Source organism: Haemophilus parainfluenzae (genome assembly GCF_003252725.1).
Taxonomy (GTDB): Bacteria; Pseudomonadota; Gammaproteobacteria; order Enterobacterales; family Pasteurellaceae; genus Haemophilus_D; species Haemophilus_D parainfluenzae_L.
The window spans coordinates 72,004-84,498 of record NZ_QEPO01000002.1 but is presented as its reverse complement, the minus strand read 5'-3'; the positions used below and the strand labels follow the sequence as shown (position 1 = coordinate 84,498).

The following is a 12,495-nucleotide window of genomic DNA, read 5'->3' as shown; positions in this document are numbered from 1 at the left end:
AAATTGAGCATTACTATGCTTATTAAAATTAATGATTATTTAATATAATCATGAGTTCTGCGCTAAAAATTACTCATCTTTAACAACAGAACCGATATTCACTTCAGATTTACCACCTGAAGAAGAATTTACAATTGAACCAACACTAACTGATTGATTGTGGTTTCCACCATCATTTACTGATGACCCAATATTAATGCTAGCTTTACCGCTACCAGATGCCTTATTTACTAAGGAGCCATTCACAACAACATTTTGGGTATTATTGCCAACGTTTTTACCAACAGCCGAACCAACATTAATCATTGCTTTACCACTGCCAGAAGAAGAGTTATCTACAGCTCCACTAACAGTCACATTTTGCGTGCTCCCATAAACAAATGTTGATACTGAACACAAACCAAATGCAATAAGCAATAATCGTTTAAAACAAAAAGTTGTTTTATTCATTTTTACCTCAAGATTCCTCAATGAGAAAATATTATTCAATCCATGATTGAAAACTGAAATCGGTATATTCCAGTCGCAATTAAGCTAGCACATCAAAATAGTGCGAACTCATCGTACCAATTATTTATGAACTATAAAAAACAGAACATGTCGCAAATTATTAACTAATAGTTAATAATTTATTTTAATTTTAAATAAAACACTCAGTTAAATAAGATACCTATAAATAGGTGCTACAATTTTTTGAGAATCACTATTACCCTATGAAAGGTTTTAGATATTAATTAATACATATAAATAGAATTAAACAATCATAGTGTTTATAAAACAACCAACGCAAACGCTTGCAAAAGGTTAAAAAATAAGCGATTTAAATTGCTATTTTTGAGCTAACTCATGACAAAATTGCTATTTCCCTAATTTAATTTGAGCTCAATCTGAAAATCAGCGACAATACAGCATTATTTAAAACAGAAGAAACAAGACAAATGAGTTATCCATTAGAAGAAGTGAATAAACGTCGCACATTTGCGATTATTTCCCACCCTGACGCGGGTAAAACCACCATTACCGAAAAAGTATTGCTATACGGCAATGCCATTCAAAAAGCGGGGTCAGTAAAAGGTAAAGGCTCAGCACAGCATGCAAAATCTGACTGGATGGAAATGGAAAAACAACGTGGTATTTCTATCACGACTTCCGTGATGCAATTCCCTTACAATGAATGCTTAGTGAATTTATTAGATACGCCGGGGCATGAGGATTTCTCGGAAGATACTTACCGTACTTTAACGGCCGTGGATAGCTGCTTGATGGTTATTGACTCAGCAAAAGGGGTTGAAGAACGAACCATTAAATTAATGGAAGTGACCCGTTTACGCGATACACCAATTATCACTTTCATGAATAAACTTGACCGTGATATTCGCGATCCGATGGAATTATTAGATGAAGTGGAAAGCGTATTAAAAATCCATTGTGCCCCGATTACTTGGCCGATTGGTTGCGGTAAATTGTTTAAAGGGGTTTATCATTTATATAAAGATGAAACCTATCTTTATCAAAGTGGCCAAGGCTCGACTATTCAAGAAGTACGTATTGTGAAAGGCTTAAGTAGCCCTGAATTAGACGCAGCCGTAGGTGATGACTTAGCCCAACAATTGCGTGATGAATTAGAATTAGTAAAAGGTGCAAGCAATGAATTTGATTTGGATTTATTCCTAAGTGGTGAATTAACACCTGTTTTTTTCGGTACAGCATTAGGTAACTTCGGTGTCGATCATTTCTTGGATGGTTTAACCGAATGGGCGCCTGCACCACAAGCTCGCCAAGCAGATACTCGTAAAGTTTCAGCAGAAGAAGAAAAATTCAGCGGTTTCGTGTTTAAAATCCAAGCCAATATGGATCCAAAACACCGCGACCGCGTGGCTTTCCTTCGTGTAGTTTCTGGCAAATATGAAAAAGGCATGAAACTTAAACACGTACGTATTGGTAAAGAAGTGGTTATTTCTGATGCGCTCACCTTTATGGCGGGTGACCGTACCCATGCCGATGAGGCCTATGCTGGTGATATTATCGGCTTGCACAATCACGGTACAATTCAAATTGGTGATACCTTCACACAAGGTGAAGATCTGAAATTTACCGGTATTCCAAACTTTGCCCCTGAATTATTCCGTCGTATTCGTTTGAAAGATCCGCTTAAACAAAAACAATTGTTAAAAGGCTTAGTACAACTTTCTGAAGAAGGTGCTGTGCAAGTATTCCGTCCATTAAGCAATAATGATTTAATTGTTGGCGCAGTCGGTGTGTTACAGTTTGATGTGGTCGTTTCTCGTTTGAAATCAGAATATAACGTTGAAGCCATTTACGAAACTGTCAACGTCGCAACGGCTCGTTGGGTGGAATGTGCAGATAACAAAAAATTTGAAGAGTTCAAACGTAAAAATGAGCAAAACCTTGCATTAGATGGAGGGGATAATCTCACTTATATCGCACCGACTATGGTAAACCTAAACCTTGCACAAGAACGTTATCCTGATGTGACCTTCTTTAAAACAAGGGAACATTAATTCACTATTTTCTATCATTAACAAAAGGAAAAATCATGAAAAAATTGATGCTTATCAGTACAGCAGCATTACTACTTTCAGGCTGTGTAAACACCGAGCTATCAAATGCAGGAAAAGCTTATAATCCACAAACTGATGCACGTATCCGTCTATATGGACAAAATGGTCGCTATACCGAGATGGAAGTAAAACAGGATGGAAAAACAGAAAAAGTAAATGTAGGTGGTGGATTGGGGCAATCCTTCGGCTCAATGCTTTACCTTAAAGGTAATGAATCACTAGGGATGCCAGATAGCGAAGCAAGTAAAAAACCAAGTCAATTCAATAACATTGGTTCAAGTACCTTCTTTAAAGAGTTTGTTATCCCTGCGGGTGCTGAAATCACTCTAAAAAGTGAAATAGTAACCCCAGATAATACTTATACCGATTATGTAAAAGGTATTAAATATACACAACTAGGTTACAGCTGTTCTGGTAAAAAACTCACATTCACGCCTCAGGCAGGAAAAGATTATGAAGCATTACCTGCGGCATCAACAGCTCAATGTAATTTAACTTTAGTAGAATTAAAATAAATCAATATGAAAGGCCACCACAAGGTGGCTTTTCTTTTATATAAAAAATATAACAAAGTGCGGTTAAATTTAATCGCATTTTTTATACAAAAGAAATTGAAAAATAAGATGGCTGGGGTACTAGGATTCGAACCTAGGGATGCCGAGATCAAAACCCGGTGCCTTACCGCTTGGCGATACCCCAACTGAAATTCTTTGATTGGAAATAAAGAAGATTTTATTTAGATAGTATGGCTGGGGTACTAGGATTCGAACCTAGGGATGCCGAGATCAAAACCCGGTGCCTTACCGCTTGGCGATACCCCAACTACTATTTGACTGCAAGCTGATAAATGGTGCGGGACGAGGGACTTGAACCCACACACCTCTCGGCGCCAGAACCTAAATCTGGTGCGTCTACCAATTTCGCCAGTCCCGCAAACTTGGTGGCTACAGCGAGATTCGAACTTGCGACCCCAACATTATGAGTGTTGTGCTCTAACCAACTGAGCTATGTAGCCATCATTTGCTTTACCTTATCGGCTTTGCGGGGCGTATTATCCTGATTTGACCTATTCTCGTCAATCATTTTTTTGCAAAAAACGGATTTTTTGATTTAGTTGATTATAAATAAAACGCTTTTGCTATTTTTTGTTCACATCAAGAACGGAGATCATTCCAACAAAACGCTTCCAATGCAAGGTGTTAAATTGCCCTGGAATGTACCAATTAGATATTGTTCCATCAAGATATAAGGCATCATGACAACCTATTTTCAGCAAACCTTGGCTCAATGTATAAAGATTAGGCTCACCTTTTATCGTCATCAAAAATAGCAATTCGTTCTGCTTCGTCAAACACACTGCATTACGCTTATGATAGCTCTCTAGGCTAGCTCGAAATTGCGGATTCATTTTTCCATGAATAATTAACATCGGGCCTGATTGCAACGCAAAATCTGGTTTGAGTTTACTTTTCTGATACGCGGCGGTTGTTAAAATGTAGGGTTTATTTCCAGCAATGGCGAATACCCCATTAGGCTGCACATGGAAATTACCTTTGCCTGCTTTTGTATTTAACGCATTGAGCTCTTTTCCTTGCTCAATCCATAACCCTGCAGGCACATTATTCATGCTATAAATGCCCGCATTCATGACCATTTTCACGTTATAGCTATCTTCTAAGGCATTTTTGAGACGCGTTAAACTTTGATAATCATTACCTTCAGCATCCTTCCAATGTAGCTGCACTTCTTCAGGTTTAGCTTGGAAAATCCCGTAAGTAATATTGCCATCATTAAAGGTTCGATATTCAGCTAGGGCTGGCACACTCATCAGTAACGATGCGCTACTGAAAAGTGCGGTCAAAAATTTAATCGTTTTTTTCATTTAAAGGATGGGTTAAATGCAAAGCATTGGAAAAGGCATGCAAACCTTCCGCATTACCAGATTTCATCATGGCTTGCATAGTTTGGGTTGGCGCATGAATGAGTTTATTCGTTAATTTATAACTCAATTCTTGCAGAATTTTTTCAGCATTCTCACCTTGTTGAATTTGGTGTAAGGCTTTTTCGAGTAATTCTTGGCGAGTCTTCTCCGCCTCATCACGATAATAACGAATCAAATTAGAGAACTGATGAACCTTCAACCACTCGAAGAAATCCGTGCATTCTTGTGTAATGATGTCTTGTGCTTGCTCTGATGCTTGCTCACGTTGAGAAAGATTGCGTTGGATAATATCTTGCAAATCATCTACAGTGTAATGATACACACTTTCTAATTCCGAGACGTTTTCATCAATATCACGCGGCACCGCAATATCCACCATCAAAGTCGGTTTAAATTGGCGTGCTTTTTCCGCAATTTCAGCCATTGCTTTGGTGATTAAAACATTCGGGCTACCTGTTGAGCTGATAACAATATCCGCTTGATTTAGTGGTGTTTGCAACTCATCGAGAGAATACACTTCTATCGGTGTATTAGATGCTAAGTTTTCCACCAACTGTTCAGCGCGAGATAAAGTGCGGTTAGCAATCATCAATTTTTTTACACCATGGCGTAATAAATGACGGCTTACCAATTCAATGGTTTCCCCTGCCCCTACGAGCAAAATTTGTAATTCACGTAAAGATTCAAAAATTTGACGTGCTAAACTACAAGCTGCATAAGCCACCGATACAGCGCTTTCACCAATATTGGTTTCAGTACGAACACGTTTTGCTGTAGCAAAGGTTTTTTGGAACAAACGAGAAAGCGTGCTTGAAAGCGGAATATTTGCCGCTTGATAATAATCTTCACTGATTTGGAAGGCTTGTTTTACCTGTCCTAAAATTTGTGGCTCGCCCAAAATTAATGAATCCAAACCACAGGCCACGCGCATTAAATGATTCGCTGCTTGTTGATTTTGATGTGTGTAAATACTCTTATTTAATTCATCCACAGAAAGCTGATGAATATTAGCAAACCAATTTGTACAGTTCGTTTGCCATTGCTTACACTCTTGGGGTGAAATTTGACGATGGTGAAGATAAATCTCTGTACGGTTACAGGTAGAAAGAATAACCGCACTTTCTGCCAAATCTTGTTGGTGAATTTGTTGTAAGGCAAGCTGCCGCTTTTCTTCAGAAAAAGCGACTTTCTCACGAACAGCAACAGAAGCTGTTTTATGATTAATGCCAAGAACAAGAAGGGTCATAAAAACCTAATAAAAACAACCGCACTTTTATGAATAGGCGGCTTAAGTAGAAAGTAAAATTTTCGCTATTTTAATGAATTGTTGAGAATTGAGCAAATTTCAAGAGAAAAAACTCAAACAAATAACTAAAACGAGTTAAAACTTATCTTTCGCTAAACGCCATTGTGTAAATTCGTCTAAATTTTTTGCCTGTAAAAACGGATTAATTTGTTTCTCTAATCCAATTGTTGTCGGCAAACTCGGCTTGCCCTCTGCCCGATAACGCTCCACTAAAACACGTTGATTTTCAATCACACTTTTATCCGCCAAGACGGTTTCCGCAAAAGCTAAATTACCCAGCGTATATTCATGAGCCGGACAAACAACTGTTTCATCTGGTAATTGATTAAAACGTTGCATAGATTCAAACATTTGAGCAAAATTTCCCGTAAATACGCGACCACAGCCACCGGAAAATAACGCGTCACCGCAAAATAGATGCCCATCCACCAAATAGCTGACATGCCCTGCCGTATGACCACCGCTTGGCAAAACTTCAATATGATAATGTGCCGTATTAATCACACCGCTATCCACGATATTGGTTGCCCCTTTATTTGCACATTCTGCTGGACCGAAAACAGGCACATTGGGATAATATTGCTTAAACTCCGCGACACCTTGCACATGATCATCGTGATTATGGGTTAATAACACCGCTTCTACGTCTAACTTATTCGATTCTAAATACGGAATTAAACGGGTTATTTCTGGGATATCGATCACAATTACGGGGAAATTTTCTCGTCTATAAAGCCAAATATAGTTATCATTGAGTGCAGGAATAGGAACTAGCATAAATTACCTTATGAAAATAGGATTAACATTGAATTGGAAAGCCAAATGGCATAAACCACTTCTTTCACCTGAAAGTTGGCAAGCGTTACCACAAGGTGAAGCCTATTGTAACGTATTAACACATTATTTTGCCCAATGGACACCAAAAATTTTAGGCTATCAAATTCTGAAAGTCGGTGCATTAAGTGGCGAAATTGCCTTTGACTTGCCTTTACGTCATCAAATTGTATTATCTGAAAAAACAGCGCATTTTCCTACCGCACTTTTAAATGAAAGTGATAGCTTGCTCCAAGCATCGCCATTAACCTTACCTTTTATTGAAAAAGAAATGGATGCCTGCTTATTGGCAAACACCTTAAATTTTGCGCAAGACCCTCATCAAATATTACGTGAAGCACATCGTGTTTTAAAGGATGACGGCTGGATGTTCATCACATTATTTAATCCGATGAGTCCATTACTTTTCAAACCTAAATTAGGTGAGTTTAAATTTCGACAATATGCTACTTGGCGGGTCATTGACTGGTTATCGTTATTAAATTTTGATGTGATTGCAGAAGAAAGACTATCCATAAAACAAGAAAAGAGCACGCTCTGCTCTCCGCTTACCGTGATCGTTGCCCAAAAACGAACCTATCCGTTAACACTAAATCCGGAGAAGGCGCGATCAAAAATGCCGGCGTTTTTAGAGCCGGCAGGTGCATTTAAAGAAATCAGAACAGAATGATTATTCTGTCACTTCTTTGATTACTGCTGAAGATGCATTATTCATCACAGACTCAACGCCTTTTTCTGCTGCAGCTTGAGAAGAATAATATTGGCTACGGCCAATTTCTTGGTGGTTAGCCGCTTTTAAAATGAAGTAAGGTTTGTCATTTTTCGCTACGCGATATTCAAAGTTTTTCGCATCCACACCATTTTTTTGCACTGAAGCAATACCATTTTCAGCTGATGCTTTTGTTTTATAAAGTTCGCTAGTTAAGATAACTTGTCCGTTTGCTGCTTTTAAGTTGAACATAAATTGTCCGTCTTTAGCCACTTTTAATTCATAAAACCCTTGAGCCATAATGTCTCCCAATTGATTGATTTGTTTATAATTTTACCTACACAGAAAATGCCTTTCTGCGCTAGGCTAATTTACCCTTAAAAATAAAGGAAAACAAGAGCTAAAGCGTATAAATTTTATGCTTGATTAGCCCACTAAACTCCCCTATGATGCGGGAGCTTTTTATAACAGGAACAATTATGACTGAACAAACATTTATTCTCGGCAAAGATGCCGCACTTGAAGACAGTATTTCAAAATTTCAACAAAAATTGACCGCACTTGGTTTCAATATCGAAGAAGCCTCTTGGCTTAATCCTGTGCCAAATGTCTGGTCTGTACATATTCGTGATAAGGATTGCCCACAATGTTTTTCTAACGGCAAAGGCGCAAGCAAAAAAGCTGCGTTAGCATCTGCATTAGGTGAATATTTCGAACGTCTTTCCACCAACTATTTCTTTGCTGATTTCTATTTAGGACAAGAGATTGCTAATGGTGATTTTGTCCATTATCCCACTGAAAAATGGTTTCCAATTGAAGATGAAGCCCTTTTACCAGAAGGGATTTTAGATGATTATTTATGGGATTATTTCGATCCAAATCAAGAACTAACCCCTGAATTGCTTGTGGATCTGCAATCCGGTAATTACGATCGCGGTATTGTCGCGATGCCTTATGTGCGCCAATCCGATCAAGAAACCGTCTATATTCCACAAAGTATCATTGCGAATTTGTATGTCTCTAACGGGATGTCTGCCGGTAACACAAAAAATGAAGCACGCGTGCAAGGGCTTTCAGAAGTTTTTGAACGTTACGTAAAAAATCGCATTATTGCAGAAGCAATCAGTCTTCCTGAAATTCCAAAATCTGTGATGGATCGCTATCCATCTATTCAAGCCTCTATTGAAAAATTAGAGGAAGAAGGCTTCCCAATTTATGCTTTCGATGCCTCATTAGGTGGCAAATATCCTGTCATTTGCGTGGTATTACTCAACCCAAATAACGGCACTTGCTTTGCTTCTTTTGGTGCACATCCAAATTTCCAAGTGGCATTAGAGCGTACCGTAACGGAGCTTTTACAAGGTCGCAGCTTAAAAGATCTCGATGTATTCTCTCCTCCATCATTCAATAATGATGATGTGGCGGAGCATGCTAACCTTGAAACACACTTTATTGATTCTAGCGGTTTAATTTCTTGGGATTTATTTAAAAATACGCCAGATTATGAATTTGCAGATTGGGATTTCTCAGGTTCAACGCAAGAAGAATATGAAAACTTGATGGCAATCTTTAATGCAGAGGAAAAAGAAGTCTATATCATGGATTACAACCATTTAGACGTTTACGCTTGCCGCATTATCGTACCTGGCATGTCTGATATCTATCCTGCTGATGACCTCATTTATGCCAATAATAATATGGGTATGGACTGGCGTGAGATCTTATTGGATCTACCACACCATCACCATGATGCCGAAACTTACGAAGAGTTATTGGCTGAATTAGATGAGCAAGATATTGACGATGCCACTCGTGTTCGCGAATTTATCGGTATCGTTGCACCAAAAGCAAGCGGTTGGACAACATTACGTGTTGGTGAACTTAAATCCATGCTTTACTTAGCATTAGGTGAATTAGAATTAGCCTTAGATTGGGCAAACTGGACGATGAATATGAACAGCTCTGTATTTACACCAGAGCGTGCAAATTACTATCGTGCCTTAATCAGCATCATTGAATTGCATTTAGGCAATACTCGCGATCCACAACAATATCGCACTGTATTTGAAAGAATGTATGGCAAAGAAGCTGTTCAACAAGCTTGGGCGGCAGTAGCAGAAAAAGGTAACCCGTTCTATAACTTGCCAGCCAGCGATGAAACGCTTGAAAACTTCAAAGAACACCAAGCTTTACTTGGTGCTTATGCGAAATTACAAAAAGCCAAACGAGAAAATTGGAAATAGACAATTTTCTCTCAATCATAAGGCGGACTTCATGTCTGCCTTATTTATTTCCACATTAAAAAACTGCTTTAAAATCAACCGCACTTTTCACACAAAAATGCTTAAATTTATGCTATAATCCGTCACAATTTTTTGATCAAAAAAGGAATAAAAATGACGGATTCAATCCATTCCTCTATTACCCCAGTCAATATTGAAGAAGAACTAAAATCTTCTTACCTTGACTACGCCATGTCGGTGATTGTTGGGCGTGCTTTGCCTGATGTGCGTGACGGTTTAAAACCGGTGCATCGACGTGTGCTTTTCTCCATGGATCAATCTGGCATCACTGCCGGCAAAAAATACGTAAAATCTGCCCGTGTGGTAGGTGATGTAATCGGTAAATATCACCCGCACGGTGATTCTGCGGTGTACGACACCATTGTGCGTATGGCACAGCCGTTCTCATTACGCTACATGTTGGTAGATGGGCAAGGTAACTTCGGTTCAATCGACGGTGACGCGCCAGCGGCAATGCGTTATACCGAAGTCCGTATGCAAAAAATCACCCAAGCGTTATTAACTGACTTGGATAAAGAAACCGTGAATTTCTCGCCTAACTATGATGGCGAATTAATGATTCCAGACGTATTACCAACCCGTATTCCGGCACTTTTAGCAAACGGTTCTTCCGGTATTGCGGTAGGGATGGCAACGAATATTCCTCCACACAACTTAAATGAAGTTTTAGATGGCTGCTTGGCTTATATTGATAACGAAAACATCACTATTGATGAGTTAATGCAATATATTCCTGGCCCAGACTTCCCAACAGCGGCATTAATTAATGGCCGCAAAGGGATTGAAGAAGCTTATCGCACTGGTCGCGGCAAAGTGTATGTTCGCGCTCGCGCTAGCGTAGAAACCACAGATAAAGGCAAAGAGCAAATTATTGTGACTGAATTGCCTTATCAAGTGAACAAAGCCAAATTAGTGGAAAAAATTGCTGAGCTTATCAAAGATAAAAAAATCGAAGGCATCAGCAATATTATCGACCTTTCGAACAAAGAAGGGATCCGCATTGAAATTGACATCAAACGTGATGCCGTAGGCGAAGTGGTATTAAATCACCTTTATGCTCTGACCCAAATGCAGGTAACCTTCGGGATCAACATGGTGGCCTTGGATCATGGTCAACCACGTTTATTCAACTTAAAACAAATTATTGAAGCCTTTGTGATGCACCGTCGCGAAGTGGTGATTCGCCGTTCTTTATTTGAATTGCGTAAAGCCCGCGAGCGTACCCATATTTTAGAAGGTTTAGCGGTTGCAACATCAAACATCGATGAAATCATCGACATCATCCGTCAATCGAAAGAGCGTAAAGAAGCGGCAGAAAAATTAATTTCTCGTCCTTGGAAACTGAATAACGAAATTTTAGGTTTGCTTGATGCGGCGGCTCGTCCGGCTGAATTAGCGGCTGAATTTGGTATTCAAGGTTCTGATTACTATCTTTCTCCAGAACAAGTTGATGCAATCTTAGAACTTCGCTTACACCGTTTAACGGGCCTTGCTACCGAAGAAGTGATCAATGAATACAAAGAGTTATTGGTTAAAATTGCAGAACTTCTCCACATCATCAACAGCCCTGAGCGCTTGATGGAAGTGATTCGTGAAGAACTTGAACAAGTACGTGCACAATTCGCCGATGAGCGTCGTACTGAAATTACTGCAGCTTCCGGTGATATTGATTTAGAAGATTTAATCGCTCAAGAAGATGTGGTTGTAACCCTTTCTCACGAAGGTTATGTGAAATATCAACCGCTTACCGACTACGAAGCACAACGTCGTGGTGGTAAAGGTAAATCTGCAACGAAGATGAAAGATGAAGACTTCATCGAAAAACTCTTAGTGGCGAATACTCACGATACGATTCTCTGCTTCTCTAGCCGTGGTCGCTTATATTGGTTGAAAGTCTATCAATTACCACAAGCTAGCCGTGGTGCGCGTGGTCGTCCAATTGTAAATATTCTACCGTTACAAGAAAATGAGCGTATCACCGCAATCCTGCCAATCTCTGCTTATGAAGAAGATAAATTCGTCATCATGGCAACCGCTGGCGGTATTGTGAAGAAAATTGCGCTAACCGAATTCAGCCGTCCACGTTCAAGCGGTATCATCGCCTTGAACTTACGTGATGAAGATGAATTAATCGGTGTAGATATCACTGATGGTTCTAACGAAATCATGTTGTTCTCTTCGCAAGGTCGCGTGGTACGTTTCGCTGAAAGTGCAGTTCGTGCAATGGGGCGTTTAGCAACAGGTGTACGCGGTATTAAACTTGCCCTAACTAATGATATCGCTGACGATGAAAGTGCGGTCGAAATTGAAGACGTTTCTGACGATAATGCAGAAGAAACCCTCGATCTCAACATCGATAAAGTCGTTTCCTTAGTTGTACCGAAAAATGATGGTGCAATTCTTACTGCGACGCAAAACGGTTATGGTAAACGTACACAATTAAGCGAATACCCAACTAAATCCCGTAATACCAAAGGGGTGATTTCGATTAAAGTGAGCGAACGTAACGGTAAAGTCGTTGCCGCGACACAAGTAGAAGAAACCGACCAAATTATGCTTATTACTGATGCGGGTACCTTAGTGCGTACTCGTGTAAGTGAAGTGAGCATCGTTGGCCGTAACACCCAAGGGGTTCGTTTAATTCGTACCGCAGAAGATGAGCACGTAGTCAGTCTTGAACGTGTTTGTGATGTGGATGATGAAGATGAAGACGAAGGCACTGAAGATGTGACTTCTGAAGAATAATTGATCTTCCATTAAATAAAAGCCCCGCGTTTTGATTCGCGGGGCTTTTTTATTGGTATCTAAAAATCTCTTTT

General features: G+C 39.4%; 10 protein-coding genes and 4 tRNA genes. 5 read left to right on the top strand and 9 right to left on the bottom strand.

Features of this window, described 5'->3' with window-relative positions:
- Positions 1-69: 69 nt before the first annotated feature.
- On the bottom strand, positions 70-450 hold the full coding sequence (locus DPV85_RS03085) for a hypothetical protein (protein WP_111327008.1): 381 nt from the start codon (positions 448-450) through the stop codon (positions 70-72).
- Between the two features lie 488 nt (positions 451-938).
- Here DPV85_RS03085 and prfC point away from each other — a divergent pair, with 488 nt between their 5' ends.
- Together prfC and DPV85_RS03075 are read left to right on the top strand one after the other, a co-directional pair.
- Positions 939-2,522, top strand: a complete 1,584-nt coding sequence (gene prfC, locus DPV85_RS03080; RefSeq protein ID WP_111327007.1) for a peptide chain release factor 3 — start codon at positions 939-941, stop codon at positions 2,520-2,522.
- A 35-nt stretch (positions 2,523-2,557) separates the two neighbouring features.
- Positions 2,558-3,097 (top strand): hypothetical protein, encoded by a 540-nt coding sequence (locus DPV85_RS03075; protein ID WP_111327006.1) that lies wholly within the window; start codon positions 2,558-2,560, stop codon positions 3,095-3,097.
- A 109-nt stretch (positions 3,098-3,206) separates the two neighbouring features.
- Here DPV85_RS03075 and DPV85_RS03070 read toward each other — a convergent pair.
- From DPV85_RS03070 to gloB, 7 genes are all read right to left on the bottom strand, one after another.
- Positions 3,207-3,281 (bottom strand) — tRNA-Gln (locus tag DPV85_RS03070).
- Between the two features lie 47 nt (positions 3,282-3,328).
- Positions 3,329-3,403 (bottom strand) — tRNA-Gln (locus tag DPV85_RS03065).
- 27 nt (positions 3,404-3,430) lie between these two features.
- Positions 3,431-3,515 (bottom strand) — tRNA-Leu (locus DPV85_RS03060).
- Positions 3,516-3,520: 5 nt separating this feature from the next.
- Positions 3,521-3,597 (bottom strand) — tRNA-Met (locus tag DPV85_RS03055).
- Positions 3,598-3,720: 123 nt separating this feature from the next.
- Complete coding sequence (locus DPV85_RS03050; protein WP_111327005.1) at positions 3,721-4,464, bottom strand: phosphodiester glycosidase family protein; 744 nt, start codon at positions 4,462-4,464, stop codon at positions 3,721-3,723.
- Complete coding sequence (gene hemA / locus DPV85_RS03045; RefSeq protein WP_111327004.1) at positions 4,448-5,770, bottom strand: glutamyl-tRNA reductase; 1,323 nt, start codon at positions 5,768-5,770, stop codon at positions 4,448-4,450. Before hemA ends, DPV85_RS03050 begins: the two co-directional genes overlap by 17 nt.
- 135 nt (positions 5,771-5,905) lie before the next feature.
- Positions 5,906-6,607 (bottom strand): hydroxyacylglutathione hydrolase, encoded by a 702-nt coding sequence (gene gloB, locus DPV85_RS03040; RefSeq protein ID WP_111327003.1) that lies wholly within the window; start codon positions 6,605-6,607, stop codon positions 5,906-5,908.
- 10 nt (positions 6,608-6,617) lie between these two features.
- Here gloB and DPV85_RS03035 point away from each other — a divergent pair, with 10 nt between their 5' ends.
- Positions 6,618-7,334 (top strand): class I SAM-dependent methyltransferase, encoded by a 717-nt coding sequence (locus tag DPV85_RS03035; RefSeq protein WP_165816466.1) that lies wholly within the window; start codon positions 6,618-6,620, stop codon positions 7,332-7,334.
- Here DPV85_RS03035 and DPV85_RS03030 read toward each other — a convergent pair whose 3' ends face one another.
- Complete coding sequence (locus tag DPV85_RS03030) at positions 7,335-7,673, bottom strand: YegP family protein (RefSeq protein ID WP_049381360.1); 339 nt, start codon at positions 7,671-7,673, stop codon at positions 7,335-7,337.
- A 179-nt stretch (positions 7,674-7,852) separates the two neighbouring features.
- Here DPV85_RS03030 and ycaO point away from each other — a divergent pair, with 179 nt between their 5' ends.
- Both ycaO and gyrA read left to right on the top strand, forming a co-directional pair.
- Positions 7,853-9,616 (top strand): 30S ribosomal protein S12 methylthiotransferase accessory factor YcaO, encoded by a 1,764-nt coding sequence (ycaO, locus tag DPV85_RS03025; RefSeq protein WP_111327002.1) that lies wholly within the window; start codon positions 7,853-7,855, stop codon positions 9,614-9,616.
- A 153-nt stretch (positions 9,617-9,769) separates the two neighbouring features.
- Positions 9,770-12,421, top strand: a complete 2,652-nt coding sequence (gyrA, locus tag DPV85_RS03020; RefSeq protein ID WP_111327001.1) for a DNA topoisomerase (ATP-hydrolyzing) subunit A — start codon at positions 9,770-9,772, stop codon at positions 12,419-12,421.
- The last annotated feature ends 74 nt before the right edge of the window (positions 12,422-12,495 follow it).

Coding starts and splice junctions, on each gene's coding strand:
- DPV85_RS03085 (WP_111327008.1), bottom strand. CDS start 450: ATGAATAAAACAACTTTTTGTTTTAAACGATTATTGCTTATTGCATTT.
- prfC (WP_111327007.1), top strand. CDS start 939: ATGAGTTATCCATTAGAAGAAGTGAATAAACGTCGCACATTTGCGATT.
- DPV85_RS03075 (WP_111327006.1), top strand. CDS start 2,558: ATGAAAAAATTGATGCTTATCAGTACAGCAGCATTACTACTTTCAGGC.
- DPV85_RS03050 (WP_111327005.1), bottom strand. CDS start 4,464: ATGAAAAAAACGATTAAATTTTTGACCGCACTTTTCAGTAGCGCATCG.
- hemA (WP_111327004.1), bottom strand. CDS start 5,770: ATGACCCTTCTTGTTCTTGGCATTAATCATAAAACAGCTTCTGTTGCT.
- gloB (WP_111327003.1), bottom strand. CDS start 6,607: ATGCTAGTTCCTATTCCTGCACTCAATGATAACTATATTTGGCTTTAT.
- DPV85_RS03035 (WP_165816466.1), top strand. CDS start 6,618: ATGAAAATAGGATTAACATTGAATTGGAAAGCCAAATGGCATAAACCA.
- DPV85_RS03030 (WP_049381360.1), bottom strand. CDS start 7,673: ATGGCTCAAGGGTTTTATGAATTAAAAGTGGCTAAAGACGGACAATTT.
- ycaO (WP_111327002.1), top strand. CDS start 7,853: ATGACTGAACAAACATTTATTCTCGGCAAAGATGCCGCACTTGAAGAC.
- gyrA (WP_111327001.1), top strand. CDS start 9,770: ATGACGGATTCAATCCATTCCTCTATTACCCCAGTCAATATTGAAGAA.